Here is a 24,973-nt window from a genome sequence, read left to right as displayed (position 1 = left end):
GCTACGCCGAGGCGCTGAGCTCGGCGCGCACCAGGTCGGCGAGCTCGTCGGCGATCGACTGCGCGCGGTGCTGCTCGTTCGCCTCGACCATGACGCGCACGATCTTCTCGGTGCCGGACGGGCGCAGCAGCACGCGGCCCTGCTCCCCCAGCTCGGCCTCCGCCTTGGCGACCGCGTCGGCGATCTGCTGATTGCCGCGCAGGCCGAGCCGGTCGACGCCCGTGACGTTGATGAGCACCTGCGGGTAGACCTGCATGACCGACGCCAGCTCTGCGAGCGAGCGACCGGTGCGCGCCATCTCGGCGGCGATCTGCAGCCCCGTGAGGATGCCGTCGCCGGTGGTGGCGTGCGCCGAGAAGATGATGTGCCCCGACTGCTCGCCGCCGAGGGAGAGCCCGTACTGGCCGAGCGCCTCGAGCACGTAGCGGTCGCCGACAGCGGTCTGCACGAGCGCGATGCCGTGCTCGTCCATCGCCACCTTCAGGCCCAGGTTCGACATCACGGTCGCCACGAGCGTGTCGTCGGCGAGCAGCCCGCGGCGCTTGGCCGAGAGCGCCAGCAGCGCCATGATCTGGTCGCCGTCGACGACGTTGCCGGCCGCGTCGATCGCGAGGCAGCGGTCGGCGTCGCCGTCGTGGGCGATGCCCAGGTCGGCGCCCGAGGAGACCACCAGCTCGCGCAGCTGCTCGAGGTGCGTCGAGCCCACCTCGCGGTTGATGTTGATGCCGTCGGGGTCGTTGCCCATCACGGTCACCCTCGCGCCGGCGTCGGTGAACGCCTGCGGGCTGACGCCCGCGGCCGCGCCGTGCGCGCAGTCGAGCGCGACGTGCAGGCCCTTGAGGCTCACGTCGAGCGTGCCCAGCAGGTGCACGAGGTAGCGGTCCTCGGCGTCCGCGAAGCGGCGCACGGTGCCCACCTCAGCGCCGATGGGGCGCAGCGGGGCGCCGCCGAGCGCGGTCTCGATCTCATCCTCGACGGCGTCGGGCAGCTTGCGTCCGCCGGTGGCGAAGAACTTGATGCCGTTGTCGGGCGCCGGGTTGTGCGATGCCGAGACCATCACGCCGAAGTCGGCACCGATGCTCGCCACCAGGTATGCGGCGGCGGGCGTGGGGATGACGCCGGCGTCGAGCACGTCGATGCCGCTGGAGGCCAGGCCCGCCGAGACGGCCGCGACGATGAACTCACCCGAGACGCGGGGATCGCGCGCGACGACCGCAACAGGGCGCCGCCCCTCCTGCCGGGCGAGTCGCCCGAGCACGAGTGCGGCGCCCTGTGCAAGCGCCAGCGCCGATTCTGCCGTGATGTCGAGACCCGCGAGGCCCCGAACTCCATCCGTGCCGAACAGGCGCGACACGGATCAGCGCTTCGAGTACTGCGGCGCCTTGCGGGCCTTCTTGAGACCGGCCTTCTTGCGCTCGATGACGCGAGCGTCGCGCGAGAGGAAGCCGGCCTTCTTGAGCTCCGGACGGTTGTTCTCGACGTCGATCTCGTTCAGCGCACGAGCGATGCCGAGGCGCAGCGCGCCGGCCTGGCCCGAGGGGCCGCCGCCCGAGATGCGGGCGATCACGTCGTAGCTGCCCGCGAGCTCGAGGAGCGTGAACGGGTCGTTGATCAGCTGCTGGTGCAGCTTGTTCGGGAAGTAGTCCTCGAGCGTGCGGCCGTTCACGGTGTACGAGCCGGAGCCGGGGATCAGGCGCACGCGGGCGATGGCCTGCTTGCGACGGCCGACGGCCTGGCCGCCGATGTTGACGACGCGAGGAGCCTTGGGAGCCTCAGCTGCCGGCGTCTCGGTCGAGAAGCTCTCAGGAGCCTCGATGGAGTCTGCGATCTTCGCCATGTCTGGTGTCTCCTCGCGCCCTACTGGGCGACCTGGTCGAACGTGTAGGGGGTGGGCTGCTGCGCCGCGTGGGGGTGCTCGGGGCCTGCGTAGACCTTGAGCTTCTTGATCTGGGCGCGGCCGAGCGAGTTCTTCGGCAGCATGCCGCGGATGGCCTTCTCGACGGTGCGGACCGGGTAGCGGTCGAGCATCTCGGCATAGCCGACGGCGCGGAGGCCGCCCGGGTAGCCGGAGTGGCTGTAGGCGACCTTCTTGGCCAGCTTCTGGCCCGTCAGCGCGACCTTCTCGGCGTTGACGATGATGATGAAGTCGCCCATGTCCATGTGGGGGGCGAACGTCGGCTTGTGCTTGCCGCGGAGCATTGCGGCTGCGTGGCTGGCCAGGCGGCCCAGCACCACGTCGGTGGCGTCGATGACGATCCAGTTGTGCTGGACGTCCGCCGCCTTGGGCGAATACGTGCGAGTCATTGATGCCTCACTGATCGAATGGATGGTCGTGAATCCCACTCCGAGGTGTTCCGGCAGCGACGCCGCGGGAACGATCCGGTGGAGGGCTCATTCGGGAGCGCACAGGCTGTGCGCACCAAGGATCGAGCATACTCGCCCGATCGCCCGGCGGTCAACCTCAGCGGTCGATCGCCGGGTCGTACGCCTCGTCCTCCTCGTGCCAGACGACGTCGACGACCTGCTCGCTCGTGGTGGACGCCTCGGCGCCGTCCTCGAGCGGCTCGCCCTCGACGGGCTCGTCCACCTCGATCGAGAGGTCTGCGAGCGGGTCGGCGTCGGGGGCGGATGCGGTGTGCGAGTCGGGCACGACGACGCGGTCCTCCGCGGCCACCGACGGCACCGCGGCCTGCGCGCTCGACGACGTGGACGCATCCGCCACCGCATCGCCCGGCTCGGAGCGCGCCTCGGAGCCCGCCGAACCCCAGGTGCGCGGGTCTGCCGCGTCGGCGACGTGCATGAGCGACTGCACCTCGGCCATGAAGCCGTTCAGCTGGGTCTGCTGGTAGCGCAGGCTCCGCGTGCGATCCTCGGCGTCGCGCAGCACGTCCTTCGTGTGCTTCGTGACCGTGTCGACGATCGACTGCGAGCGCTGGCGGGCCTCATCGAGCATCGACGACGCGCGCGCCTTCGCGCTCGCCTCGATCTGCGCGGCCTGCGCCTTCGAGAGCTGCTCGTAGGCCTCCGACTGCTCGGCCACGTGCTTGGCGTGCGCGAGCGCCGAGGCGACCTTGTCGTTGGCGTCGCTCGTGATGCGCTCGGCGTGGGCGACGGCCTGGCTGTGCAGCCGCAGGAACTCCTGCTGCGCGTCGTCCTGGCGACGGGTGATGGCCGCGTCGAGCTCGACCCGGCGCGCCTTCGCCTCGCGCACGATGCGGTCGGCGTCGAGCTTCAGGTCGTCGGTCTCGCGCTGCACCTGCGCGCGCATGGCGGCGGCGGCGCGCTCGGCCTCGCCGAGCAGCACCTGCGCCTCGCGGTCGGCCTGCGAGACCTTCTCGCCCAGCGAGCCGAGCTCGGTCTCGAGGCGGGCGCTGTGCGCGGTCTGCTCGGTCTCGCTGCGGCGACGGGTGAGCTCTGCCTCGTGCTGCGCCTCCTGCAGCACGCGCGCAGCCTCCTCCTTCGCGTCCTTGCGGATGCGGTCACGCTCGGCGTTCGCGTCGTCGAGGATGCGCTCAGCCGAGGTCGAGGCGTTGGTGACGAGCGTCGACGCCTGGTCCTCGGCGACGCGCAGGATCTCGGCGAAGCGCACGCGCGTCTGCCGGCCCTCCTCGCCGTCGCCCTCGGGGGTGGCGTCGTCGGCGCCCTCCTCGTCGAGCGTCTGCACCTGCTGCGCCAGGCGCAGCATGCGCGACTCCGCCTGGTCGGCGCGCGCGATCGCGGCGTCGAGATCCTCGCTCAGGTGCTGCACGCGCGCCTCGGTCGCGAGCGCGGCGGTCTCGCCCTGGCCCCGCAGCTCGTCGAGCTCGCCGCGCAGGGACGCCACCGCGGCGTCGACCTGCTCGCGGTCGTAGCCCCGGAATACCTGATCGAACGCCTGCTGCTGCTCCGACATGAGTGCCTCCCGAGTACCGCCGAACCCCTCGGCAACCGCTCACCAGTCTAAGCCGCGCGCGAACGCCTGGCGAGCCCGATCAGATACCTGAGAGCATGGTCGGACATGACTCACAGCGGCATCATCTTCGACCTCGACGGCACCCTCACCGACTCCAAGCCGGGACTCCTCGCGAGCCTCCGCCACATGCACGAGTCGGTCGGATGGCAGGTGCCCAGCGAGGCCGAGCTGCTGGAGTGGCTCGGGCCGCCGCTCGTGACCGTGCTCGGCGAGGCGGGCCGCACGCCCACCGAGATCGAGGTGGCGCTCGTCGCCTTCCGCGCCCGCCAGGCCGCCGGCGGCCTGGTCGACTCGACGCTCTACCCGGGGGTCGAGGCGCTGATCGCCTCCCTCGACGGCGCGGGCAGGCCGCTCGCTGTCGCCACGCACAAGCTGCAGAGGGATGCCGAGACCGTCATCGACCACTACACGCTGCGCCACCGCTTCCGCGGCGTGCACGGGCGCATCGACGACGAGGTCGGCCACTCGAAGGCGAGCGTCATCGCGCGTGCCGTCGAGTCCATCGGGCTGCCGGCCGCCGAGCTGGTGATGGTCGGCGACCGCGTCAACGACATCGCCTCGGCGCACGAGCTGGGCATGCGCTCGATCGGGGTCGCGTACGGCTACGGCGGCCGCGCCGAGCTCGAGGCCGCCGGGGCGACCCGCATCGTCGAGTCGGTCGACGAGCTCGGGCTGGTGCTCGCGGCCTGACCGCAGCGCGGCCAGCGCGACGCACATCGGCGCGCGCGGCCTGATGCAGCCGGCTCGCGCGCGCCGCCGCCCGGCCAAGCCGCCACCCGGCGCGACCTGCGCTGAGATGTGCACGCGCGCCCAGCCGCTCGACCCACGAATTCGCGGATCGCCGCGAGCCGGACCCGAGTCGGCGTGCACATCTCGGCCCGGCGACGAGCGCCGCTCGGCGCATCGACCACCGCGGCGCGCGCAGCGCTGGCTGGCCGAGGGCACTCAGGCGTCCAGGTCGGATGCGCTGCGTCGCGCCCTGGCGCGCTCGGCCTGCTGGGCGAGCAGGTCGTCGGGCGGATAGCCGACCGCGACCAGCGTGAGCCCATGCGCGGGCATCAGCCCGGTGAGCGGCGAGCGCCGGCGCTCGTCGAGCAGCGCGGCCGCCTCCGCGAGCCCGAGCCTGCCCTCCCCCACCCGCACGCATGCGGCTACGAGCGCGCGCACCATGGAGTGGCAGAACGCATCCGCCGTCAGTGCCGCGGTGAGCAGCGCGCCCTCCTGCTGCCACGTGAACGCGCGCAGCTCGCGGATCGTCGTCGCCCCCTCGCGCGGCTTGCAGAAGGCGGCGAAGTCGCGCAGCCCCACGAGCGCCTCGGCGGTGCGCTGCATCGCGTCGACATCGAGCGACTGCGGCACGTGCGCGGCGGTGCGCCGCTCGAGCGGGTCGGAAGCGGGGCTCGCCACGATGCGGTAGCGGTACGAGCGGGAGACGGCCGAGAAGCGTGCGTCGAAGCCCTCGGGCGCCCGCGCGGCGCCCAGCACGACGAGGTCGCCCTCCGGGGCCGCGAGCCGTGAGATGCGTCGCGCGAGCCGCGGCGCATGCGCATCGAGGTCCTGCGCGAGCGCCTGCGGCACATCGGCATGCGCGACCTGCCCGCTCGCATGTACGCCCGCGTCCGTCCGCCCCGCCACCGTCACGCGCACCGGCTCGCGCGCGATCGTCGTCAGCGCCCGCTCGAGCTCGCTCTGGCAGGTGCGCAGGCCCGGCTGCGCGGCCCAGCCGGCGAAGCCGCCGCCGTCGTAGGCGAGGTCGAGGCGGATGCGCGGCATGCCGCCAGCCTACGGTCGCGAAGCCCCAGGTTCCCGGCGCCGCGGCTGCCCGATAGCCTCGCGGCATGCCGAACCACGACACCTTGGCCATCGAGGACTACGCACTGATCGGCGACCGGACCACGGCGGCGCTCGTCGGCCGGAACGGATCGATCGACTGGCTGTGCCTCCCGCACTTCGACTCCCCCGCGTGCTTCGCGGCGCTGCTCGGCGGTCCCGAGCACGGCCACTGGCGCATCGGGCCGAGCACCGAGGCGAACTCGACCCGCCGCTATCTGCCGGGCAGCCTCGTGCTCGAGACGACGCACGAGACCGCGACCGGCAGCGTCACGGTGACGGATGCGATGCCCACCGGCGACGACCGGGCCGACGTGGTGCGCATCATCGAGGGCGTCGCCGGCGAGGTCGAGCTCGAGCAGGAGCTCGTCGTGCGCTTCGGCTACGGCAGCGTGCCGCCGTGGTTCCGCCGCCTGCAGGAAGACGGCAAGGACATCCTCGTCGCGATCGCGGGCCCGGACCGGCTGGTACTGCGCGGGCCGGAGCTGCCGCGTGCCGACGGCCACCGGCACCGCTCGAGCTTCACGGTGCGGGAGGGCGACCGGATCGTGCTCGACCTCTGCTGGCGCCACTCGTGGCGACCCTTCGCGGGCCCCGTGGGCGAGTCGGAGATCGTCGAGACGACGGTCGCCGAGTCGGCCGAATGGCTGCGCGAGCTCGACTACGAGGGGCCGTACCTCGAGGCGGTGCAGACGAGCGTGCTGGTGCTGCGCTCGCTGACCGACGGGGTGACCGGCGGCATCCTCGCCGCGCCGACCACCTCGCTGCCGGAGACCCCCGGCGGCGAGCGCAACTGGGACTACCGCTTCACCTGGCTGCGCGACGCATCCCTCACCGTCGACGCGATGCTCGCCGTGCGGCTGTCCGAGAAGGTCGACCTGTGGCGCAACTGGCTGCTGCGGGCGATCGCAGGCGACCCGCAGGACATGCGCATCATGTACCAGCGCGACGGCGGCCGCGACCTCCTCGAGCGCGAGCTCGACCACCTGCCGGGCTACGGCGGCGCCTCGCCGGTGCGGATCGGCAACGGTGCCGCCGGCCAGCGGCAGCACGACGTGCTCGGGCAGGTCATGCTGACGCTGCAGCGGTTGCGGTCGATCGGCCTCGACGACACCCAGGACTCCTGGCGCATGCAGCGGGCACTGCTGGGCGAGCTCGCCACCCACTGGGAGGAGCCCGACCAGGGGCTGTGGGAGATGCGCGGCGAGCCGCATTTCTTCACCCACTCCCGGGCGATGATGTGGGCGGCCTTCGACTGCGGCGTCCGCGCCATCGAGGAGGACGGCTGCGAGGGCGACCCCACGCACTGGATCGAGCTGCGGGATGCGCTGCGCGAGGAGGTGCTGACGCGCGGCTTCGACGAGTCCACGGGCTCGTTCCGCCAGCACTACGGCACGAGCGAGGTCGACGCCTCGCTGCTGCAGCTGCCGACCATCGGCATCGTCGAGGCGACCGATCCGCGCTTCCTCGGCACGATCGCCCGCATCGAGCAGGATCTGCTCGTCGAGGGCATCCCGCTGCGATATCGCACCACCGGCGTCGACGGCCTCAGGGGCCACGAGTTCCCGTTCGTGCTGTGCGGCTTCTGGCTCGTGACCGCCTACGCGCAGGCTGGCAGGCTCGACGAGGCGGAGCGGCTGATGGAGCGGCTGGTGTCGATGCGCAACGACGTCGGGCTGCTGGCCGAGGAGATCGACCCGGCGACCGGTCGCCACTGGGGCAACTTCCCGCAGGCCTTCTCGCACCTCGGGCTCGTGCTCGCTGCCACCGAGATCGCGAAGGCGCAGCAGGCGGCGGCAGGACCGGCGCAGGCGGAGTCGGCGGAGCAGGAGCAGCAGGACGCCGAGCGGGAGCAGGCCGATGCGACACTCACCGAGCCCGGCGAGACCGATCCCGCCGTGGCGCCGCCGGACGGCGGCGACGCGCCGCAACGCTGATCCGGCGCTCTGCGCCGCAGACGGCAGGAGGGGGCCCCGCGCGATGCGGGACCCCCTCAGTGCTGTGTCAGCGAGCTACTTGCCGGCCTCGGTGAAGCCTGCGGCCTCAGCGGCCTCGGCGGTGCGGAACCACACCTCGGCGACGGTCTGCTCGTACCACTGACCATCGGGGCGGTGGAACTTCATCGAGTCCTTGTTGCCCTTGATGTCGAAGCCCTCGGGAGCCGAACCGTCCTCGAGCGCGGCAGCGGAGTCCTCGCCGAACTCGCCGGCCTCGGTCTCGGCAACGGCCGTGTCGGCCACGGTGGCGACGCCCTCGAGGTCGCCCTCGGTGGTCTCCTCGGCCTCGGCGTCAGCGGCCTCGGCGTCAGCGGCCTTGGCCTCTGCAGCCTTGGCCTCCGATGCCTCCTGGTCGGCAGCTGCCGACTTGGCGGCAGCCGACGCCTTCGACTTCGAGGCCTTCTTCTGCACCGGCTCGAGCACGAGCTCGATCTGCGCCATCGGAGCGTTGTCGCCCTTGCGGAAGCCGAGCTTCGTGATGCGGGTGTAGCCGCCCTCGCGCTCGGCGACCAGCGGAGCGATCTCCGTGAAGAGCTCGTGCACGACGCCCTTGTCGCCGATGACGCCGAGCACACGACGACGCGCGTGCAGGTCGCCGCGCTTCGCGAAGGTGATCAGGCGCTCAGCGACGGGGCGGAGGCGCTTGGCCTTCGTCTCGGTCGTCTTGATCGACTTGTGCGTGAACAGCGCGGCCGCGAGGTTCGCCAGCAGCAGGCGCTCGTGGGCGGGGCCGCCTCCGAGGCGGGGACCCTTCGTGGGCTTGGGCATGATTCGTATCCCTCTAGTTGTTCAGTCGGCCCGCGTTCAGCGAGCGTCCTCGTCGTAACCGCTGTAGAAGTGGGCGCCGTCGAAGCCGGGCACCGCGTCCTTGAGCGAGAGGCCGAGCTCGACGAGCTTGTCCTTCACCTCGTCGACCGACTTCTGGCCGAAGTTGCGGATGTTCATCAGCTGCGTCTCGCTCAGCGCCACCAGCTCGGACACCGTGTTGATGCCCTCGCGCTTGAGGCAGTTGTACGAGCGGACCGACAGGTCGAGCTCCTCGATCGGCGTGGCGAGCTCGCCCGAGCCGATGGCCTCGGCGGGCGCCTGGCCGATCTCGATGCCCTCGGACTCGGCGTTCAGGTCGCGCGTCAGTCCGAACAGCTCGACCAGCGTGCGGCCGGCCGACGCGATGGCGTCGCGCGGCGAGATCGCCGGCTTCGACTCCACGTCGACGACGAGCGAGTCGAAGTCGGTGCGCTCACCGGCACGCGTCGCCTCGACGCGGTAGGTGACCTTGAGCACGGGCGAGTAGATCGAGTCGATCGGGATGACCCCGGCCTCGGCGAACTCGTCGCGGTTCTGGGCGGCCGAGACGTAGCCGCGGCCACGCTCGATCGTCAGCTCGAGCTGCAGCTTCGCCGAGTCGTTCAGCGTCGCGAGCACGAGCTCGGGGTTGTGGATCTCGACGCCGGCCGGAGCCGTGATGTCGGCAGCCGTGACCGTGCCCGCGCCCTGGCGCGAGAGGTAGGCGACGACCGGCTCGTCGTGCTCGGACGAGACGACGAGGCGCTTGATGTTGAGGATCATCTCGGTGACATCCTCCTTCACCCCCGCGATCGTCGAGAACTCGTGGAGCACGCCGTCCAGGCGGATGCTGGTGACAGCAGCGCCGGGGATCGACGAGAGGAGGGTGCGGCGGAGCGAGTTGCCGAGGGTGTAGCCGAAGCCCGGCTCGAGCGGCTCGATCGTGAACCGCGAGCGGTGCTCGGAGACGGTCTCCTCGGTGACAGTGGGGCGCTGGGCGATCAGCACGTGTCGGTTCCTTTCGGTCGCGAGTCCGCTATATGACTCGCGTGTTCAGTGACGGCGGATGGCCGGGCAGGCAAAGCGTGCCTGCCCGGCAGAAGCGACTTAGTTGCGGCGGGGCTTCGGCGGACGAACGCCGTTGTGCGCCTGCGGCGTCACGTCGTGGATCGCGCCGATCTCGAGGCCAGCGGCCTGGAGCGAGCGGATCGCCGTCTCGCGGCCCGAACCGGCACCCTTGACGAAGACGTCCACCTTCTTCATGCCGTGGTCCTGCGCCTGACGCGCGGCCGATTCGGCGGCGAGCTGTGCGGCGTAGGGGGTCGACTTGCGCGAACCCTTCATGCCGACGCCGCCACCGGAGACCTGCGAGACGACGGCCCCGGTGGTGTCGGTGATCGAGACGATCGTGTTGTTGAACGTCGACTTGATGTGGGCGTGGCCCGCTGCGATGTTCTTCTTGTCCTTCTTGCGCGGCTTGCGGACCGCGGACTTGGGAGCTGCCATGTTTCTCTAACCCTCCACGCGGCCTAGCGGCCGGCCTTCTTCTTGCCGGCGACCGTCTGCTTCCTGCCCTTGCGGGTGCGCGCGTTCGTCTTGGTGCGCTGACCGTGCACGGGAAGCCCGCGACGGTGGCGAATGCCCTGGTACGAGCCGATCTCGACCTTGCGGCGGATGTCTGCGGTCACCTCGCGGCGAAGGTCGCCCTCCACCTTGAACGCGGCCTCGATGTGCTCGCGGAGGGCGAGCAGCTGGTCGTCGGTGAGGTCCTTGACGCGGATGTTGCGGTCGATGCCTGTGGCTTCGAGCGTCTGGATCGACCGGGTGCGGCCGACGCCGAAGATGTACGTCAGTGCGATCTCCACGCGCTTCTCGCGCGGGATGTCGACACCTGCGATGCGTGCCATCGTGTGTCTCCTAAGGAGTGATGAGAGGTATGGAGCAGCGGAGGTGCCTGGGCCTCTCCCCAAGGTGTCGCCCTCGCGAAAGGGCTCTTACCGCTGCTGGGTGCTGTTGTGCGCCGCGCCCTCAGGGCGTGAGCGCCAGGATCAGCCCTGGCGCTGCTTGTGGCGGGGGTTGTCGCAGATGACCATCACGCGACCGTGCCGGCGGATCACCTTGCACTTGTCGCAGATCTTCTTGACGCTGGGATTGACCTTCATGTTTGCTTCCTCGCTGGCCTCGTGCTCGCGCGGGTGCGCGGGCCGTTCCTTTCCAGCAGCCTGATTACTTGTAGCGGTAGACGATGCGCCCGCGCGTGAGGTCGTAGGGGCTGAGCTCCACGATCACTCGGTCCTCCTGGAGGATGCGGATGTAGTTCTGCCGCATCTTTCCGGAGATGTGCGCGAGCACGATGTGTCCGTTCGAGAGCTCGACGCGGAACATCGCGTTCGGGAGTGCCTCGACGACCGTTCCTTCGATCTCGATGACGCCGTCTTTTTTGGCCATAGCCTTCTTCTGCAAGTTTCTGGTTGCCGGTCATGCGAGTGACGCGCGCAGAGGGCGCGCGACACCAACGGTCAACTCTACGCGGAAGGTGAGTGAACTTGCAAGCCGGGCGTGTCGGCGGCCGTTCAGGCCACCTCTGAGCGGTGCACCACGATGCTGCCCCACAGCATCGCACGATCGCGGCGCGCGCGCTTGGCGGCATCGTCGTCCATGGTGGTGGCGAACGAGCGGGCGATGATGGGCCCGCCGGGCACGACTGCCCGCACCGCGGCCTTGCGCAGGTCGCGCACCCATCGCTCGTCGGCACCGTCGACGACGTTGGAGAGCGTGATGGCGTCGTAGGTGCCGGGCTCGACCCCCTCGAGATGGTCGAGCAGCGGCGCATCGACCCAGCCGATCGCATCGGCGTCGACGCGCGGCAGCCGATGCCCGGGCAGCTCCTCCCCCAGCAGCAGCCGCCAGGCGTAGGGGTTGTCGCGCGGCGCGTGCTTCCGCAGCGCTCGCGCGATGCGGCCACGGATGGCCTCGTCGAAGTGGGGCGGGATGGGCGTCGAGAAGTCGCGCAGGACGAGCGCGGACAGCGAGCCCGCCGGGCCCAGCATCGTCTTCAGGATGGACGCGAGGCTGCGGTTGTCGAGCCGGTCCTTCCACGCCTGCGACGCCTTGATCGGATCGCCCTCCTGCAGGAACTGCCGCACGCGACGGCGGCTCCAGGCCGGGCTCGCCGCGCGGATCATCCCGCGGCCCAGGTCGATCAGCCGCTCCGCGGCCCCGGGCTCGAACGCCCCGCCTGCGACGCGCCGGCGCGCGTACTCCAGCTGGTTCCGGTTGGAGCCGATCGCGGTGACGCGATGGCCGGCGTCGGCGAGCACGGCGATCATCTCGCCGGCACCGCCGGAGACCAGCACACGGCTGGCGGGTGCGAGCTCCTCGAGCTCGATGCCGGGGTCGGACCAGTCCCAGCCGTGCAGCAGCCGCTGCCGCGGGTGGGCGCTCGAGCGACCGCGCCGGCGCGAGCCGCGCGTCAGCATCCCGGCGACCTCATGCGTGCGCCTGCCTCATCCCCATGCCCCCGATCCTGCCGCATCGCGGCTGGGAGCGGCGCAGGTCTCAGCCCTTCGCTGCCGCCACGCGCTGCGCGAGCGTCTCGGCGAGCGGGCCAGACTCGACACCGCTCACCTGCGCGACGAAGTCCGCCGGCTCCAGCTCGCCCAGCAGCCGCTGCAGCTCGACCGCCTGCTCGTCGCCCTGCGCGTCGAAGCGCAGCGCTGCGGCGTAGGCCGCGACCAGCCCCTCAGCGGGCTCGCCGCGCTCCACCAGCTCGACGGCCGGCTGCACGAAGCGCTCGTGGCGCGAGAGCTTGCGCAGCGGCTGGCGGCCGATGCGCTCACAGGTGTCGGGCAGCGCCGGGTTCTCGAAGCGCTCGATGGCGCGCGCGACGTAGGCGGCGTGCTCGCCGGCGTCGAAGCCGAACTTCGCCAGCAGCAGCCTCGAGGTGTCGGCGAGCGCGGCCTCGACGGCCGTGCGGATCTCCGGCTCCTCGAGCGCCTCCGCGATCGTCGCGATGCCGGCGTTCCAGCCGGCATAGGCGGTGGTCGCGTGCCCGGTGTTGACCGTGAACAGCTTCCGCTCGATGAACGGCGCGAGATCGTCGACGAAGTGCGCATCCGGGATGACCGGCGCGGTCGCCGTCGTGCCGGTGAACGCCGAGCGGTCGATCGACCACTCGAAGAAGTCCTCCACCACCACGTCGAGGCCCGCAGGGTCCTGCGGCGGGATGATGCGGTCGACCGCGGTGTTGGCGAACACCGCCCTGGCGCCCAGCTCCTCGGCGCCCTCGAGCACGGAGTCGCGCAGCGTGTCGCTGGCGCCGATGGCGTTCTCGCACGCCATCACGACCAGCGGTGCCCCCGATCGCAGCGCGAGCCCCTCGCGGATCACCGGGGCGATGAACCGCATGACCGTCGGGCCCACCGCGCACGTGACGACATCCGCATCCGCCACCGCCTGCGCGGCGGCCGCCGGCTCGGCCTTCGAGTCGATGCCGGTGAAGCCCGTGACCGTGTGCACGACCGCGTCGGGCCCGACCTCGCGCACCTGGTACGCATCCGCCGTCTGCAGCATGCCGATCAGCTCGGGGTTCACGTCGACGAACGTGACCTCGTAGCCGGCTCGGTGCAGGATCAGCCCGACGAAGCCGCGGCCGATGTTGCCCGCGCCGAAGTGGACCGCGCGCATCACTCGTTGACGTCGCCGAGCAGCTCGAGGATGGCCGCGGCGTCGGGCGCCGCCTCGAGCCTGGCGACCTCGTCCTCGTCGGCGAACACGATGGCGATCTTCGACAGGATCTCGAGGTGCCCGCCGTCCTTGCCGGCGATGCCGATGACGAATTTCACCGGGTTGCCGTCCCAGTCGATGGGGCTGTCGTAGCGCGCGACCGACAGCCCGGAGTCGAGGATCGACTCCTTCGACTCGTTCGTGCCGTGCGGGATCGCGAGCAGATTGCCCATGTAGGTCGACACGCTCGTCTCGCGCTCGCGCATGGCGTCGGCGTAGTCGGGCGTCACCGCGCCGGCGGCGACCAGTATGTCGGCCGCCTCCTGGATCGCCTCGTCCTTCGAGGTGGCTGTCGGGGTGGTGGTGATCTGCTCGAGGGAGAGGACGGGCATGGTGCTCCTATTCGGTCGCGTTCGACTCGCCGACCATCGTGACGACGTCGTCGTACTTCGGGCTGTTCATGAAGTTCTCGACCGACACGTGGGTGGCGCGGTCGTTCTGCTGGCGCGCGCGGGCGGTGAGGTCCTGATGCGTGACGATCAGATCCTCGCTGCCGTCGAGGTTGGCGATGGCCACGTTCTTGACCTCGATCCCCTCGATGCCGGCCTTCTTGAGCTTGTTGCGCAGCACGCTCGCGCCCATCGCGCTCGAGCCCATGCCCGCGTCGCAGGCGAAGACGATCGTGCGGATGGGGTCGCTCGCGACCGGCGCGCCGGTCGCGTCGGCGGCGGTGCCGGCCGCCGCTCCCCCGGATGCCGCGCTGCCCGCCGCAGCCGTGCCGGCCGCCGCGAGGTTCGACAGGTGCTCGGACTTCTTGCCCTTCGCCGCCTCGGTCTTGGCGACGGCAGCGGAGAGCGCGTCGCTCCCGTCGGCCTCTCGCGCGAGGTCGCGCTTGCGGCTGGCACGGAGGATGACCGCCGCGACCAGGAACGTGACGGCAGCGGCGATCACGACGGAGAGCATCACGCCGAGGAAGTTGCCGCCGCCGACGAGCAGCGCCTGCGCGCCCACCGCGAAGATGCTGCCGGGAGCTGCGGGACCGGCGAGGCCGGTGCCGAGCAGCATGTTCGTGGCGACGCCCGAGGCGCCGCCGGCCACCAGCGCGACGATGAGCACCGGCTTCATGAGCGCGTAGGGGAAGTAGACCTCGTGGATGCCGCCGGCGAACTGGATGATCGCGGCGCCGGGTGCGGTGGCGCGCGCTGCGCCAACGCCGAAGAACGAGAACGCCAGCAGCAGGCCGAGGCCCGGGCCGGGGTTCGCCTCGAGCAGGAACAGGATCGAGCTGCCCTCGGTGGCGACCTCGCTGGTGCCCAGCGGCGTGAGCACGCCGTGGTTGATGGCGTTGTTGAGGAAGAAGACCTTCGCGGGCTCGATCAGGAAGGACGCGAGCCACAGCAGGCCCGTGTCGACCAGCCAGCCGACGGCGCCGCCGACGACCGACATGATCCAGTTCACGATGGGGGCGATGACAAAGAAGCCGAGCAGCGCCATCAGGAACGCGAGGATGCCGGCCGAGAACATGTTGACGAGCATCTCGAAGCCGGCCCTGACCTTGCCGTCCCAGAGCTTGTCGAGCTGCTTCATCACCCACGCCGACAGAGGTCCCAGGATCATCGCGCCGATGAACATGTGCACGTAGCCGAGACCGCCCTCGCCTGCCGCGTTGACCTGGTCGATCAGCAGGTCTGAACCCGCGATGGCGCCCATCACCGAGAATGCGCCGACGACGGCGCCGCGGGTCTCGTAGACCATGCGGCCGCCGGTGCCGGCGATGAGGATCGGCAGCAGGTAGTGGATCGTCGGGTCGACCATCGACGCCAGCGCGTCGTTCGGGAAGGGACCGACAGGGATGAAGAGCGCCGTCAGGATGCCCCACGCGATGAGCGCGGGGATGTTCGGCATGATCATGCCGGACAGGAAGGTGCCGAACTTCTGGACGGCGACGCGCGCGCCGCCCGACTGCGTGGATGCGTGCGTGGTGGTCATCGTCGACTCCCTGCTGCGTGGTGTGGGGTGATCAGGCGTCGTGATCGGTGGCCAGGAGCTGCTCGAGCTCGTCGAGGATGCTCTCGTCGTCCGAGGTGATCGTGATCGAGTCGCCCTTGTTCACGCCCAGCGAGATGACCGAGAGGATGCTGGCCGCGTTGACCTGCTTCTCACCCTTGGTGACCGTGACGGGGCTGCTCGCCTTCGCCGCGGCCTGCGCGAAGAGCGAGGCCGGGCGGGCGTGCAGCCCGTGCGCTGACTCGACGGTGACGGTGCGCTCGGCCATGGTGCTCCTTCGAGATCAGGGCCGCGGTCGGCCCGAGGTGGCAACACGCTACCACCGAGGCACTGCGAGCGTCAGCGCTCTGCGATCGGCACCGGCACGATGCCGAACGGCTCCAGGCCCGCTGCTCCGCCATCGAGCGCGGTCAGTACCCAGATGCCCCCGGAGTGCACCGCGACCGAGTGCTCCCACTGGCAGGCGTCGCTGCCGTCGGCGCTGCGCACCGTCCAGCCGTCGTCGTCCACGGTGGTGTCGGTCGATCCGGCGTGGATGATCGGCTCGATCGCCACGCACAGTCCCGGCTTCACCGCCGGCCCGCGCACGCGCGTGCGGTAGTTGAACACCGGCGGATCCTCGTGCATGGCCGTGCCGATGCCGTGGCCGAGGTAGTCGTCGTTGATGCCGTAGTCGCTGTTGGCCTCGATGTGGTCCTCGACAGCGGCACCGATCTCTCCCAGCTGCTTCGCGGAGGCGAGCGCGACGATGCCTGCCCAGAGCGCGCCCTCGGTGACGTCGCTCAGCCGTTGCCGGGCCGCAGCGCGCTCCGGGTCGCCGCCGGGCACGACCACCGTGATGGCCGCATCGCCGTGGAAGCCACCGATGGTGGCACCGCAGTCGACCGTGACCAGGTCACCCGGTTCGAGCGGGGCGGAGCCGGGGATGCCGTGCACCACGACGTCGTTGACCCCGACGCACAGCGTGTGCTCGTAGCCTGGCTCGAGCTGGAAGTTGGGGACCGCACCGTGCCCGCGGATGACGCCCTCGGCCAGTCGGTCGAGCTCGAGCGGGGTGACGCCCGCCCGGATCTCCCGCGCAACCGCGGCGAGCGCCAGGGCGGTGATGCGGCCCGGCTCACGCATCGCGGCGAGCTCGCGCCGGGACTTGGTGTGCCCGCGGCCCCGCATCAGGCCGTGATGCCGCGCTCGGCCAGGCCGGCGAGGATGCGCTCGGTCACGTCGTCGACCGCCCCCATGCCGTCGATCTCGACGACCAGGCCACGCTCGGCGAAGATCGCGACCAGCGGAGCGGTCTCGCGCTCGTAGACCTCCTGGCGGTGTCGGATGACATCCTCGGTGTCGTCGCTGCGCCCCTGGTCCTGCGCGCGCGCGGCCAGCCGGCGGACGATCTCGTCGGTGTCAGCGACCAGGCGGATCACGGCGTCGATCTGCTCGCCGCGGCGGAGGTTCACCCCGTCGAGGAACTCGACCTGACCGGCGGTGCGCGGGTAGCCGTCGAGCAGGTAGCCCTGCTCGGCGTCGGACTGCGCGAGCCGATCGTCGATCAGCTCGTTGGTGAGGGAGTCGGGCACGTACTCGCCGGCGTCCAGGATGGCGGAGACGCGCTGCCCGAGCTCGGTCTGGTCCTTGATGTTCTGGCGGAAGATGTCTCCGGTGGAGACTGCCGGGACCCCGAGCGCCTCGGCGATGCGCGCTGCCTGGGTGCCTTTGCCCGCACCAGGCGGGCCCACGATGAGGAGATTCGACATCTAGCGGATGAGCCCTTCGTAGTGGCGCTGCTGCAGCTGCGCGTCGATCTGCCGCACGGTCTCGAGACCGACGCCGACGATGATCAGGATCGAGGCGCCGCCGAACGGGAAGTTCTGGTTCGCACCAACGGTGGAGAGCGCGATCAGCGGGATGAGCGCGACGATGCCGAGGTAGAGCGAGCCAGGCAGCGTGATGCGGGTGAGCACGTAGTCGAGGTACTCGGCCGTGGGTCGGCCAGCGCGGATGCCGGGGATGAAGCCGCCGTACTTCTTCATGTTGTCGGCGACCTCCTCGGGGTTGAAGGTGATCGCGACGTAGAAGTAGGTGAAGCCGACCGTGAGCAGGAAGAACACGAGCATGTAGAGCGGCGCGTCACCGGAGGTGAGGTTCGCCTGAACCCACAGCACCCACTCCGGCGGCGCGGTGCCGTCGTTCGGGGTGCTGAACTGCGCGACCAGCATCGGCAGGTACAGCAGCGACGAGGCGAAGATGACCGGGATGACGCCGGCCATGTTGACCTTGATCGGGATGTAGGTCGACTGCCCGCCGTACATGCGGCGACCCACCATGCGCTTGGCGTACTGCACGGGGATGCGCCGCTGGGACTGCTCGACGAAGACGACGAGCGCCATGATGATGACGCCGACCACCAGCACCATCGCGAAGGTGTTCGGGCCCTGCGTCTGGAAGATCTGGCCGAGCGCGGTGGGGAAGGTCGCAGCGATCGAGACGAAGATGAGCAGCGACATGCCGTTGCCGATGCCGCGCTCGGTGATGAGCTCGCCGAACCACATGATCAGGCCGGTGCCGGCTGTCATCGTGAAGATCATCAGCGTGATCGACCACCAGGAGTCGTTCGTCAGCAGGTTCTGGCACTGCGGCAGCGCGGGGCCGCCGGTCTGCGAGAAGAGGGCGCCGGAGCGGGCCACCGTGATGAGCGTGGTCGACTGCAGCACGGCGAGCGCGATGGTCATGTAGCGCGTGTACTGCGTGAGCTTCGCCTGCCCCTGCTGACCCTCCTTCTGGAGCGCCTCGAAGTGGGGGATGACGACGCGCAGCAGCTGCGTGATGATCGCCGCGGTGATGTAGGGCATGATGCCCAGCGCGAAGATGCTCAGCTGCAGCAGCGCGCCGCCTGAGAACAGGTTGACGAGCTGGTACAGCCCTTGCGCGGTCTGGTTGGCGGCGATGCACTCCTGCACGTTGCCGTAGTCGACGAACGGAGCGGGGATGAAAGACCCGAACCGGAACACCGCCACGATGGCGAGCGAGAAGAAGATCTTCCGACGCAGGTCGCGCGTCTTGAAGATGCGTGCGATGGCACTGAACACGTGCAGCCTTCCAGAGAATGGCAATCGGGGCGGTCCGCGCACGGACCGCCCCTCAGCCTACTTACTTGACCGAACCGCCAGCGGCCACGATCTTCTGCTCAGCCGCGGCCGAGACCTTGTCGACCGCGATCGTGAGCGCGACCGAGAGCTCGCCACCGGCGAGCACCTTGACCAGCTCGTTCTTGCGGACCGCGCCCTTGGCGACCAGGGCCGCCACGGTGACGTCGCCGCCCTCGGGGAACAGCGACTGCAGCTGGCCCACGTTGACGACCTGGTACTCCGTGCGGAACGGGTTCTTGAAGCCCCGCAGCTTCGGAGTGCGCATGACACTCGTGAGCTGGCCGCCCTGGAATCCCGGACGCACCTGGTAGCGGGCCTTCGTGCCCTTCGTGCCTCGACCGGCCGTCTTGCCCTTCGACGCCTCACCGCGGCCGACACGCGTGCGGGCGGTCTTCGCGCCCGGCGCGGGCCGGAGGTGGTGCACCTTGAGCGACGGCAGCTCGGCCGACTCGTTCTTGTCAGTCATTCTGGATCTCCTCGACCTTGACGAGGTGCCGAACCGTGTTGACGTACCCACGGTTCTGCTGGTTGTCCTCACGCTCGACCGACTGGCCGATGCGCTTGAGCCCGAGCGAGCGCAGCGTGTCGCGCTGGTACTGCTTCTCGCTGATCACAGACTTCGTCTGCGTGATCTTCAGCTTGCTCACTTGGATGCCGCCTTCGCGATCTCGGCCTCGTGCTTGGTGTTCTCCGCCTCGGCACGGAGCAGGCGCTCCGGCACGACGCGGTCCACGTCGAGACCACGACGGGCTGCCACTGCGCGCGGCTCCTCGAGCATGCGCAGTGCCGCGACCGTCGCGTGGACGATGTTGATGGAGTTCGACGAGCCGAGCGACTTGCTCAGCACGTCGTGGATGCCAGCGCACTCCAGGACCGCGCGAACCGGGCCGCCCGCGATGACGCCGGTACCGGCGGCAGCGGGACGCAGGAGCACGACGCCGGCTGCGGCCTCGCCCTGCACCGGGTGCGGGATCGTCTTGGCGATGCGGGGAACGCGGAAGAAGTTCTTCTTCGCCTCCTCGACGCCCTTGGAGATTGCGGTGGGGACCTCGCGCGCCTTGCCGTAGCCGACGCCGACCATGCCGTCGCCGTCACCCACGACGACGAGCGCCGTGAAGCTGAAGCGGCGGCCGCCCTTGACGACCTTCGAGACGCGGTTGATCGTCACGACGCGCTCGAGGAACTGGTTCTCCGTGCGGTCGTCGCGACGCCCGCGCTCGTTGCGCGTGCCGCGGTCGCGGCTGCCGCGACGCTGCTCGCGGGGCTCGTCGCGGTGGTCGGCCGACTGGCCGGCCTCAGCCGCGGGAGCACCGGCTGCAGCCTGCTGCGTGGTGTCCGTCACCTGCGTGTCCTTGTTCTCTTCGCTCACAGTCCCAGCCCTGCCTCTCGTGCGCCGTCGGCGATCGCTGCGACGCGACCGGCGTAGCGGTTGCCGCCGCGGTCGAAGACGACCGACTCGACGCCTGCAGCCTTCGCACGCTCAGCGAGCAGCTCGCCGACGCGCTTGGCCTTGGCCGTCTTGTCGCCGTCGAGCGCACGGAGGTCTGCCTCCATGGTCGACGCCGAGGCGACGGTGATGCCCTGCGAGTCGTCGACGATCTGCACGAACACGTGGCGTGCCGAGCGGGTGACGACCATGCGCGGCACCGAAGCGGTGCCGACGATCTTCTTGCGGAGGCGTGCGTGACGACGGCCGCGGGCAGCCGACTTGCTCTTGCCTCGGGTACCGATGCCCATCACTTACCAGCCTTTCCAGCCTTGCGGCGGATCTGCTCGCCTGCGTAGCGCACACCCTTGCCCTTGTAGGGCTCAGGCTTGCGCAGCTTGCGGAGATTCGCGGCCACTTCGCCGACGGCCTGCTTGGAGATGCCGCTGACGGTGACCTTGTTGTTGCCCTCGACGGCGAACGAGATGCCGGCGGGCGGCTCGATGTTCACCGGATGTGAGAAGCCGAGCGCGAACTCCAGGCCCGTGCCCTTCGCCTGCACGCGGTAACCGGTGCCGACGACCTCGAGCGACTTGGAGTAGCCCTCCGTGACGCCGACGATGTCGTTGGCGATGAGGGTGCGGGTGAGGCCGTGCAGCGAGCGCGACTCACGCTCGTCGTCGGGCCGGGTGACCTGCACCTGGCCGTCGGTGACCTCGACCTCGATCGGCTGTGCGATGCGGGTCGTGAGCTCGCCCTTGGGGCCCTTGACGGTGACGACGCCGTCGTTCACCGAGATCTCGACACCCGAGGGGATGTCGATGGGGAGACGTCCGATTCGTGACATGTCAGCTCACCACACGTAGGCGAGGACTTCCCCGCCGACGCCCTTCTGCTCGGCCTCACGGTCAGTGAGGAGTCCCGAGCTCGTGGACAGGATGGCGACGCCGAGGCCGCCGTGCACCTGGGGGATCTCGGTCGATCGCGCGTAGACGCGCAGACCGGGCTTCGAGACCCGCTTGAGGCCGGCGAGCGCGCGCTCGCGGTTCGTGCCGTACTTGAGGCTCAGCGTCAGCGTCTTGCCGACGCGTGCGTCCTCGACCTTCCAGCCCGAGATGAAGCCCTCGCGCTCGAGGATCTCAGCGATGTTCGCCTTGAGGTTCGACGACGGCAGCGTGACCTCGTCGTGCATCGCCGTGTTGGCGTTGCGCAGACGCGTCAGCATGTCGGCGACCGGGTCGGTCATCGTCATGGATGTTCTCCGTTCTGGTTTCGCTGCCCGTTCCGCGGACAGCGACCTTGAATTCAGCTCGGCGCCGGCGGCGCCGATGGGGTCAGGACTTGAAGGGGAAGCCGAGCGCCTTGAGCAGCGCGCGACCCTCGTCGTCCGACTTCGCCGTCGTGACGACGGTGATGTCGAAGCCGCGGACGCGGTCGATCTTGTCCTGGTCGATCTCGTGGAACACGGACTGCTCCGTGAGGCCGAAGGTGTAGTTGCCGTTGCCGTCGAACTGCTTGGGCTCGAGGCCGCGGAAGTCGCGGATGCGCGGGAGGGCGAGCGTCAGCAGACGGTCGAGGAACTCCCACATCCGGTCGCCGCGCAGCGTGACGTGCGCGCCGATCGGCATGCCGTCGCGCAGCTTGAACTGAGCGATCGACTTGCGGGCAGCGGTGACCTTCGGCTTCTGTCCGGTGATCTGCGTCAGGTCGCGGATCGCGCCATCGATCACCTTCGAGTCGCGCGCGGCCTCGCCGACACCCGTGTTGACGACGATCTTGGTCAGGCCAGGCACCTGCATGACGTTCGTGAAGCCGAACTCCTCCTGGAGCTGCTTCACGATCGTCTCGCGGTACTGCTGCTTGAGCCTGGGCAGGCGCACAGCGGTGTCAGTCATTGCTCTTGATCTCCTTGCCCGACTTGCTCGAGACGCGAACCTTCTGCGGGATCGACGCGCCGTTCTTCTCGACGGTCTTGAACTCGCTGCGGACGCGCGTGGGCTTCTTCGACTCGGGGTCGACGAGCGCGACGTTCGACACGTGGATCGGGGCCTCGTGGGTCTCGATGCCACCCGTGCGGGTGCCGCGGTTGGTCTGGCCGACCTTGATGTGCTTGGTGACGAGGTTGATGCCCTCGACGATCACTCGGTCCTGCTCGGTGAGGACCTGGATGACGCGACCGGTCTTGCCGCGGTCACCGCCGCGCGACTCGCGCGCGCCGGCGATCACCTGGACCAGGTCGCCCTTCTTGATGCTGGCCATGGGTCAGATCACCTCCGGTGCGAGCGACACGATCTTCATGAAGCGCTTGTCGCGGAGCTCGCGACCGACGGGTCCGAAGATGCGAGTGCCGCGGGGGTCGCCGTCCGTCTTCAGGATGACTGCTGCGTTCTCGTCGAACTTGATGTACGAGCCGTCGGCGCGACGCGTCGACTTCACGGTGCGGACGACGACGGCCTTGACCACGTCGCCCTTCTTGACGTTGCCGCCGGGGATGGCGTCCTTGACCGTGGCCACGATGGTGTCACCGAGGCCGGCGTAGCGGCGGCCGGAGCCGCCGAGCACGCGAATGGTCAGGAGCTCCTTGGCGCCGGTGTTGTCGGCAACCTTGATGCGGGATTCCTGCTGAATCATGTCTGGATCTCCTTCGAGGCCGAGGCCTACTTGGCCTTCTCGAGGATCTCGACGACGCGCCACCGCTTGGTGGCGCTCATCGGGCGGGTCTCGGCGATCATCACGCGGTCGCCGATACCGGCTGCGTTCTGCTCGTCGTGCGCCTTCACCTTCGAGGACTTGCGGAGCACCTTGCCGTACAGGGCGTGCTTGACGCGGTCCTCGACCTCGACGACGACAGTCTTGTCCATCTTGTCGGAGGTGACGTAGCCGATGCGCGACTTGCGGTAGCCGCGCTGGACGGTGTCGTCCTTGGGCTGCTCGGTAGCCATCAGTTGTCCTCAGCCTTCTCGTCATTCTCAGAAGCCTTGGCCTCGTCGGCCTTCTTCGACTTCTTCTTGTCCGCAGGCTTCTCGACGGGCGCCGGGGAGGCGCTGATGCCGAGCTCGCGCTCACGGATCACGGTGTAGAGCCGCGCGATGTCGCGCTTGACAGCGCGCAGGCGGCCGTGCGACTCCAGCTGGCCGGTGGCCGACTGGAAGCGCAGGTTGAACAGCTCTTCCTTGGCCCGCTTCAGCTCGACGACGAGTCGCTCGTCATCGAGGGTGGCGAGCTCGGCGGGCATGAGCTCCTTGGAACCGATCGCCATTATGCGTCAGCCTCCTCGCGCTTGATGATGCGTGCCTTGAGCGGCAGCTTGTGGATGGCTCGCGTCATCGCCTCGCGGGCGAGCTCCTCTTCGACACCGGCGACCTCGAACAGGACGCGGCCCGGCTTGACGTTCGCGACCCACCACTCGGGCGAACCCTTGCCGGAACCCATGCGGGTCTCAGCAGGCTTCTTCGTGAGCGGACGGTCGGGGTAGATGTTGATCCACACCTTGCCACCGCGCTTGATGTGACGCGTCATGGCAATACGTGCGGCCTCGATCTGGCGGTTCGTGACATACGCAGGCGTGAGGGCCTGGATGCCGTAGTCACCGAACGACACGGCCGTGCCGCCGGTGGCCTGGCCACGACGGTTCGGGTGGTGCTGCTTGCGGTGCTTGACTCGACGGGGAATAAGCATTACTTCGCCTCTGCTCCTGCTGCGGCCGGAGCTGCGTCGCGACGGGGACCCCGGCGCTCGCGCTGCTGCGGCTTCTGGTTCGCCTGCTCGCGAGCCAGCTCGCGGTTGGTGAGCTCACCGTTGTAGATCCAGACCTTCACGCCGATGCGGCCGAAGGTGGTGCGGGCCTCGTAGAAGCCGTAGTCGATGTTCGACCGCAGCGTGTGCAGGGGCACGCGGCCCTCGCGGTACTGCTCGCTGCGGCTCATCTCGGCGCCGCCGAGACGACCCGACACCTTGATCTTGACGCCCTTGGCGCCGGCGCGCTGCGCCGACTGCAGGCCCTTGCGCATCGCGCGGCGGAAGGCCACGCGAGCACTGAGCTGCTCGGCGATGCCCTGCGCGACGAGCTGCGCCGAGCCCTCGGGGTTCTTGACCTCGAGGATGTTCAGCTGGATCTGCTTGCCGGTGAGCTTCTCGAGGTCGGCGCGGATGCGCTCGGCCTCGGCGCCACGGCGACCGATCACGATGCCCGGACGGGCGGTATGGATGTCGACGCGGACGCGGTCCTTGGTGCGCTCGATCTCGATGCGGGCGACGCCGGCGCGGTCGAGGCTGGTGATCAGCATCTTGCGGATGCGGACGTCCTCAGCCACGTAGTCGGCGTAGCGCTGTCCCGGCTTCGTCGACTCGGCGAACCAGCGCGACACGTGGTCGGTGGTGATGCCGAGGCGGAAGCCGTACGGGTTGACCTTCTGTCCCATTACTTCTCGTCCTCCGTGGTCGGCGTCGCGAGCACGACGGTGATGTGGCTCGTCCGCTTGTTGATGCGGAACGCGCGACCCTGTGCACGCGGCTGGAACCGCTTGAGCGTGGTGCCCTCGTCGACGAAGATGCGGGACACGTAGAGGTCCTGCTCGTCGAGGAACTCGTTCGTCGCATCGGCCTTGACCCGGGCGTTCGCCATCGCCGAGGCGACGAGCTTGTACACCGGCTCCGAGGCGCCCTGCGGGGCGAACTTCAGGATCGCGAGGGCTTCCTCTGCCTGCTTGCCGCGAATCATGTCGACGACACGGCGGGCCTTCTGAGGGGTCACGCGGATGTGACGAACGCGAGCGATCGACTCAACCATTGCCTTCTCCTTCTTCCGTCACCGCGCTTAGCGGCGACGGCCCTTCTTGTCGTCCTTCACGTGTCCACGGAAGGTACGGGTGGGCGCGAACTCGCCCAGCTTGTGGCCGACCATCGTCTCGGTGACGAAGACCGGGATGTGCTTGCGACCGTCGTGCACGGCGATCGTGTGACCGAGCATGGCCGGCACGATCATCGAACGGCGCGACCACGTCTTGATGACGTTCTTGCTGCTGGCCTCGTTCTGGCGAACCACCTTGGTGAGGAGGTGGTCGTCGACGAACGGACCCTTCTTGAGGCTGCGGGGCATCGGACTCTC

Annotated in this window: 36 protein-coding genes; 2 read left to right on the top strand and 34 right to left on the bottom strand. The window is 69.6% G+C overall.

Translation table 11 applies throughout. From position 1 onward, the window contains the following. Position 1: 1 nt before the first annotated feature. The 4 genes from glmM to J1M46_RS13790 all read right to left on the bottom strand — a co-directional run bounded on the left by glmM (position 2) and on the right by J1M46_RS13790 (position 3,892). Positions 2-1,354, bottom strand: coding sequence for a phosphoglucosamine mutase (gene glmM, locus J1M46_RS13805; protein WP_206448308.1), 1,353 nt, complete (start codon positions 1,352-1,354; stop codon positions 2-4). Positions 1,355-1,357: 3 nt separating this feature from the next. Then, positions 1,358-1,837, bottom strand: a complete 480-nt coding sequence (gene rpsI, locus J1M46_RS13800) for a 30S ribosomal protein S9 (RefSeq protein WP_092915786.1) — start codon at positions 1,835-1,837, stop codon at positions 1,358-1,360. 20 nt (positions 1,838-1,857) lie between these two features. Further along, entirely contained in the window at positions 1,858-2,304 is a 447-nt protein-coding gene (gene rplM / locus J1M46_RS13795; protein WP_206448307.1) for a 50S ribosomal protein L13, read from the bottom strand. A gap of 157 nt (positions 2,305-2,461) precedes the next feature. Next, positions 2,462-3,892: a DivIVA domain-containing protein gene (locus tag J1M46_RS13790; RefSeq protein WP_206448306.1), complete on the bottom strand. Its 1,431-nt coding sequence runs from the start codon at positions 3,890-3,892 to the stop codon at positions 2,462-2,464. Positions 3,893-3,997: 105 nt separating this feature from the next. Between J1M46_RS13790 and J1M46_RS13785 the strand changes: the two genes are divergently transcribed. Further along, complete coding sequence (locus J1M46_RS13785; RefSeq protein ID WP_206448305.1) at positions 3,998-4,642, top strand: HAD hydrolase-like protein; 645 nt, start codon at positions 3,998-4,000, stop codon at positions 4,640-4,642. Between the two features lie 255 nt (positions 4,643-4,897). Here the strand turns inward: J1M46_RS13785 and truA are convergent, their stop codons facing one another. Beyond that, on the bottom strand, positions 4,898-5,725 hold the full coding sequence (gene truA, locus J1M46_RS13780) for a tRNA pseudouridine(38-40) synthase TruA (protein ID WP_206448304.1): 828 nt from the start codon (positions 5,723-5,725) through the stop codon (positions 4,898-4,900). A 65-nt stretch (positions 5,726-5,790) separates the two neighbouring features. Between truA and J1M46_RS13775 the strand changes: the two genes are divergently transcribed. Continuing rightward, positions 5,791-7,719, top strand: coding sequence for a glycoside hydrolase family 15 protein (locus tag J1M46_RS13775; protein WP_206448303.1), 1,929 nt, complete (start codon positions 5,791-5,793; stop codon positions 7,717-7,719). A 75-nt stretch (positions 7,720-7,794) separates the two neighbouring features. On the opposite strand, the gene rplQ is transcribed toward J1M46_RS13775, so the two are convergent. The 29 genes from rplQ to rpsS form a co-directional block, all read right to left on the bottom strand. Further along, complete coding sequence (gene rplQ, locus J1M46_RS13770) at positions 7,795-8,547, bottom strand: 50S ribosomal protein L17, sunset domain variant (RefSeq protein ID WP_206448302.1); 753 nt, start codon at positions 8,545-8,547, stop codon at positions 7,795-7,797. A 36-nt stretch (positions 8,548-8,583) separates the two neighbouring features. Beyond that, entirely contained in the window at positions 8,584-9,573 is a 990-nt protein-coding gene (locus J1M46_RS13765) for a DNA-directed RNA polymerase subunit alpha (RefSeq protein ID WP_206448301.1), read from the bottom strand. Positions 9,574-9,672: 99 nt separating this feature from the next. After that, the gene (gene rpsK, locus J1M46_RS13760; protein ID WP_092915802.1) at positions 9,673-10,071 is read right to left on the bottom strand and encodes a 30S ribosomal protein S11; all 399 of its coding nucleotides are present in this window, start codon (positions 10,069-10,071) and stop codon (positions 9,673-9,675) included. 23 nt (positions 10,072-10,094) lie between these two features. Continuing rightward, a complete protein-coding gene (gene rpsM / locus J1M46_RS13755; protein ID WP_206448300.1) occupies positions 10,095-10,472 on the bottom strand; it encodes a 30S ribosomal protein S13 in 378 nt (125 codons plus the stop codon). Positions 10,473-10,613: 141 nt separating this feature from the next. Next, positions 10,614-10,727, bottom strand: coding sequence for a 50S ribosomal protein L36 (gene rpmJ, locus J1M46_RS13750; protein ID WP_038503151.1), 114 nt, complete (start codon positions 10,725-10,727; stop codon positions 10,614-10,616). Between the two features lie 64 nt (positions 10,728-10,791). Beyond that, complete coding sequence (infA, locus tag J1M46_RS13745) at positions 10,792-11,013, bottom strand: translation initiation factor IF-1 (RefSeq protein WP_092915808.1); 222 nt, start codon at positions 11,011-11,013, stop codon at positions 10,792-10,794. A 125-nt stretch (positions 11,014-11,138) separates the two neighbouring features. Continuing rightward, complete coding sequence (locus tag J1M46_RS13740) at positions 11,139-12,044, bottom strand: hypothetical protein (protein WP_206448299.1); 906 nt, start codon at positions 12,042-12,044, stop codon at positions 11,139-11,141. A gap of 79 nt (positions 12,045-12,123) precedes the next feature. Beyond that, on the bottom strand, positions 12,124-13,251 hold the full coding sequence (locus J1M46_RS13735; RefSeq protein WP_206448298.1) for a mannitol-1-phosphate 5-dehydrogenase: 1,128 nt from the start codon (positions 13,249-13,251) through the stop codon (positions 12,124-12,126). Continuing rightward, entirely contained in the window at positions 13,251-13,682 is a 432-nt protein-coding gene (locus J1M46_RS13730; RefSeq protein ID WP_206448297.1) for a PTS sugar transporter subunit IIA, read from the bottom strand. The genes J1M46_RS13735 and J1M46_RS13730 overlap by 1 nt, the downstream gene beginning before the upstream one ends. Positions 13,683-13,689: 7 nt before the next feature. Continuing rightward, a complete protein-coding gene (locus J1M46_RS13725) occupies positions 13,690-15,279 on the bottom strand; it encodes a PTS mannitol transporter subunit IICB (RefSeq protein ID WP_206448296.1) in 1,590 nt (529 codons plus the stop codon). Positions 15,280-15,310: 31 nt separating this feature from the next. Continuing rightward, positions 15,311-15,565 carry an HPr family phosphocarrier protein gene (locus J1M46_RS13720; protein ID WP_206448295.1) on the bottom strand — a complete coding sequence of 85 codons (255 nt, stop codon included), beginning with the start codon at positions 15,563-15,565 and terminating at the stop codon, positions 15,311-15,313. Positions 15,566-15,636: 71 nt separating this feature from the next. Continuing rightward, positions 15,637-16,467, bottom strand: a complete 831-nt coding sequence (gene map, locus J1M46_RS13715; protein ID WP_206448294.1) for a type I methionyl aminopeptidase — start codon at positions 16,465-16,467, stop codon at positions 15,637-15,639. After that, entirely contained in the window at positions 16,467-17,048 is a 582-nt protein-coding gene (locus J1M46_RS13710; protein ID WP_206448293.1) for an adenylate kinase, read from the bottom strand. The genes map and J1M46_RS13710 overlap by 1 nt, the downstream gene beginning before the upstream one ends. Beyond that, positions 17,049-18,380 (bottom strand): preprotein translocase subunit SecY, encoded by a 1,332-nt coding sequence (gene secY / locus J1M46_RS13705; RefSeq protein WP_206448292.1) that lies wholly within the window; start codon positions 18,378-18,380, stop codon positions 17,049-17,051. Positions 18,381-18,441: 61 nt separating this feature from the next. Next, entirely contained in the window at positions 18,442-18,906 is a 465-nt protein-coding gene (rplO, locus tag J1M46_RS13700; RefSeq protein ID WP_206448291.1) for a 50S ribosomal protein L15, read from the bottom strand. Continuing rightward, positions 18,899-19,087 (bottom strand): 50S ribosomal protein L30, encoded by a 189-nt coding sequence (rpmD, locus tag J1M46_RS13695; protein WP_092915828.1) that lies wholly within the window; start codon positions 19,085-19,087, stop codon positions 18,899-18,901. The genes rplO and rpmD overlap by 8 nt, the downstream gene beginning before the upstream one ends. After that, positions 19,084-19,809, bottom strand: a complete 726-nt coding sequence (gene rpsE / locus J1M46_RS13690; protein WP_092915830.1) for a 30S ribosomal protein S5 — start codon at positions 19,807-19,809, stop codon at positions 19,084-19,086. Before rpsE ends, rpmD begins: the two co-directional genes overlap by 4 nt. Then, positions 19,806-20,177 carry a 50S ribosomal protein L18 gene (rplR, locus tag J1M46_RS13685; protein ID WP_092915832.1) on the bottom strand — a complete coding sequence of 124 codons (372 nt, stop codon included), beginning with the start codon at positions 20,175-20,177 and terminating at the stop codon, positions 19,806-19,808. The genes rpsE and rplR overlap by 4 nt, the downstream gene beginning before the upstream one ends. Beyond that, positions 20,177-20,713, bottom strand: coding sequence for a 50S ribosomal protein L6 (rplF, locus tag J1M46_RS13680; protein WP_206448290.1), 537 nt, complete (start codon positions 20,711-20,713; stop codon positions 20,177-20,179). The genes rplR and rplF overlap by 1 nt, the downstream gene beginning before the upstream one ends. A gap of 6 nt (positions 20,714-20,719) precedes the next feature. Then, positions 20,720-21,118: a 30S ribosomal protein S8 gene (gene rpsH / locus J1M46_RS13675; RefSeq protein WP_092915836.1), complete on the bottom strand. Its 399-nt coding sequence runs from the start codon at positions 21,116-21,118 to the stop codon at positions 20,720-20,722. A gap of 82 nt (positions 21,119-21,200) precedes the next feature. Next, complete coding sequence (rplE, locus tag J1M46_RS13670; protein WP_274606943.1) at positions 21,201-21,761, bottom strand: 50S ribosomal protein L5; 561 nt, start codon at positions 21,759-21,761, stop codon at positions 21,201-21,203. After that, positions 21,754-22,125, bottom strand: coding sequence for a 50S ribosomal protein L24 (gene rplX / locus J1M46_RS13665; protein WP_206448289.1), 372 nt, complete (start codon positions 22,123-22,125; stop codon positions 21,754-21,756). Before rplX ends, rplE begins: the two co-directional genes overlap by 8 nt. Positions 22,126-22,128: 3 nt before the next feature. Continuing rightward, entirely contained in the window at positions 22,129-22,497 is a 369-nt protein-coding gene (gene rplN / locus J1M46_RS13660) for a 50S ribosomal protein L14 (protein ID WP_092915842.1), read from the bottom strand. A 26-nt stretch (positions 22,498-22,523) separates the two neighbouring features. Next, entirely contained in the window at positions 22,524-22,808 is a 285-nt protein-coding gene (gene rpsQ, locus J1M46_RS13655) for a 30S ribosomal protein S17 (protein WP_206448288.1), read from the bottom strand. Then, on the bottom strand, positions 22,808-23,125 hold the full coding sequence (rpmC, locus tag J1M46_RS13650) for a 50S ribosomal protein L29 (protein WP_092915846.1): 318 nt from the start codon (positions 23,123-23,125) through the stop codon (positions 22,808-22,810). Before rpmC ends, rpsQ begins: the two co-directional genes overlap by 1 nt. After that, positions 23,125-23,544, bottom strand: coding sequence for a 50S ribosomal protein L16 (gene rplP, locus J1M46_RS13645; RefSeq protein ID WP_092915848.1), 420 nt, complete (start codon positions 23,542-23,544; stop codon positions 23,125-23,127). Before rplP ends, rpmC begins: the two co-directional genes overlap by 1 nt. Next, the gene (gene rpsC, locus J1M46_RS13640; protein ID WP_092915850.1) at positions 23,544-24,287 is read right to left on the bottom strand and encodes a 30S ribosomal protein S3; all 744 of its coding nucleotides are present in this window, start codon (positions 24,285-24,287) and stop codon (positions 23,544-23,546) included. The genes rplP and rpsC overlap by 1 nt, the downstream gene beginning before the upstream one ends. Beyond that, positions 24,287-24,655, bottom strand: a complete 369-nt coding sequence (gene rplV / locus J1M46_RS13635; RefSeq protein WP_092915852.1) for a 50S ribosomal protein L22 — start codon at positions 24,653-24,655, stop codon at positions 24,287-24,289. Before rplV ends, rpsC begins: the two co-directional genes overlap by 1 nt. A 27-nt stretch (positions 24,656-24,682) precedes the next feature. Then, positions 24,683-24,964, bottom strand: coding sequence for a 30S ribosomal protein S19 (gene rpsS, locus J1M46_RS13630; protein ID WP_092915854.1), 282 nt, complete (start codon positions 24,962-24,964; stop codon positions 24,683-24,685). Positions 24,965-24,973: the final 9 nt, after the last annotated feature.

It is taken from the genome of Agrococcus sp. KRD186 (assembly GCF_017168255.1).
Taxonomy (GTDB): domain Bacteria; phylum Actinomycetota; class Actinomycetes; order Actinomycetales; family Microbacteriaceae; genus Agrococcus.
The sequence above is the reverse complement of the archived record's forward strand: the minus strand, read 5'-3'. Positions and strand labels throughout refer to the sequence as shown.

Bases quoted from the DNA above. Each gene is read 5' to 3' on its own strand.
- rplV (WP_092915852.1), bottom strand. From the start codon at position 24,655: ATGGTTGAGTCGATCGCTCGCGTTCGTCACATCCGCGTGACCCCTCAG.
- J1M46_RS13725 (WP_206448296.1), bottom strand. From the start codon at position 15,279: ATGACCACCACGCACGCATCCACGCAGTCGGGCGGCGCGCGCGTCGCC.
- rpsS (WP_092915854.1), bottom strand. From the start codon at position 24,964: ATGCCCCGCAGCCTCAAGAAGGGTCCGTTCGTCGACGACCACCTCCTC.
- rplF (WP_206448290.1), bottom strand. From the start codon at position 20,713: ATGTCACGAATCGGACGTCTCCCCATCGACATCCCCTCGGGTGTCGAG.
- rplX (WP_206448289.1), bottom strand. From the start codon at position 22,125: ATGGCCAGCATCAAGAAGGGCGACCTGGTCCAGGTGATCGCCGGCGCG.
- rplE (WP_274606943.1), bottom strand. From the start codon at position 21,761: ATGACTGACACCGCTGTGCGCCTGCCCAGGCTCAAGCAGCAGTACCGC.
- J1M46_RS13790 (WP_206448306.1), bottom strand. From the start codon at position 3,892: ATGTCGGAGCAGCAGCAGGCGTTCGATCAGGTATTCCGGGGCTACGAC.
- map (WP_206448294.1), bottom strand. From the start codon at position 16,467: ATGCGGGGCCGCGGGCACACCAAGTCCCGGCGCGAGCTCGCCGCGATG.
- rplQ (WP_206448302.1), bottom strand. From the start codon at position 8,547: ATGCCCAAGCCCACGAAGGGTCCCCGCCTCGGAGGCGGCCCCGCCCAC.
- rplN (WP_092915842.1), bottom strand. From the start codon at position 22,497: ATGATTCAGCAGGAATCCCGCATCAAGGTTGCCGACAACACCGGCGCC.
- infA (WP_092915808.1), bottom strand. From the start codon at position 11,013: ATGGCCAAAAAAGACGGCGTCATCGAGATCGAAGGAACGGTCGTCGAG.
- truA (WP_206448304.1), bottom strand. From the start codon at position 5,725: ATGCCGCGCATCCGCCTCGACCTCGCCTACGACGGCGGCGGCTTCGCC.
- rpsK (WP_092915802.1), bottom strand. From the start codon at position 10,071: ATGGCAGCTCCCAAGTCCGCGGTCCGCAAGCCGCGCAAGAAGGACAAG.
- rplM (WP_206448307.1), bottom strand. From the start codon at position 2,304: ATGACTCGCACGTATTCGCCCAAGGCGGCGGACGTCCAGCACAACTGG.
- rpsH (WP_092915836.1), bottom strand. From the start codon at position 21,118: ATGACGATGACCGACCCGGTCGCCGACATGCTGACGCGTCTGCGCAAC.
- J1M46_RS13720 (WP_206448295.1), bottom strand. From the start codon at position 15,565: ATGGCCGAGCGCACCGTCACCGTCGAGTCAGCGCACGGGCTGCACGCC.
- J1M46_RS13735 (WP_206448298.1), bottom strand. From the start codon at position 13,251: ATGCGCGCGGTCCACTTCGGCGCGGGCAACATCGGCCGCGGCTTCGTC.
- rpmJ (WP_038503151.1), bottom strand. From the start codon at position 10,727: ATGAAGGTCAATCCCAGCGTCAAGAAGATCTGCGACAAGTGCAAGGTG.
- J1M46_RS13710 (WP_206448293.1), bottom strand. From the start codon at position 17,048: ATGTCGAATCTCCTCATCGTGGGCCCGCCTGGTGCGGGCAAAGGCACC.
- rpsI (WP_092915786.1), bottom strand. From the start codon at position 1,837: ATGGCGAAGATCGCAGACTCCATCGAGGCTCCTGAGAGCTTCTCGACC.
- J1M46_RS13785 (WP_206448305.1), top strand. From the start codon at position 3,998: ATGACTCACAGCGGCATCATCTTCGACCTCGACGGCACCCTCACCGAC.
- rpsC (WP_092915850.1), bottom strand. From the start codon at position 24,287: ATGGGACAGAAGGTCAACCCGTACGGCTTCCGCCTCGGCATCACCACC.
- J1M46_RS13740 (WP_206448299.1), bottom strand. From the start codon at position 12,044: ATGCTGACGCGCGGCTCGCGCCGGCGCGGTCGCTCGAGCGCCCACCCG.
- rpsM (WP_206448300.1), bottom strand. From the start codon at position 10,472: ATGGCACGCATCGCAGGTGTCGACATCCCGCGCGAGAAGCGCGTGGAG.
- rpsQ (WP_206448288.1), bottom strand. From the start codon at position 22,808: ATGGCTACCGAGCAGCCCAAGGACGACACCGTCCAGCGCGGCTACCGC.
- rpmC (WP_092915846.1), bottom strand. From the start codon at position 23,125: ATGGCGATCGGTTCCAAGGAGCTCATGCCCGCCGAGCTCGCCACCCTC.
- J1M46_RS13775 (WP_206448303.1), top strand. From the start codon at position 5,791: ATGCCGAACCACGACACCTTGGCCATCGAGGACTACGCACTGATCGGC.
- rplO (WP_206448291.1), bottom strand. From the start codon at position 18,906: ATGACTGACAAGAACGAGTCGGCCGAGCTGCCGTCGCTCAAGGTGCAC.
- rplP (WP_092915848.1), bottom strand. From the start codon at position 23,544: ATGCTTATTCCCCGTCGAGTCAAGCACCGCAAGCAGCACCACCCGAAC.
- J1M46_RS13730 (WP_206448297.1), bottom strand. From the start codon at position 13,682: ATGCCCGTCCTCTCCCTCGAGCAGATCACCACCACCCCGACAGCCACC.
- rplR (WP_092915832.1), bottom strand. From the start codon at position 20,177: ATGGGCATCGGTACCCGAGGCAAGAGCAAGTCGGCTGCCCGCGGCCGT.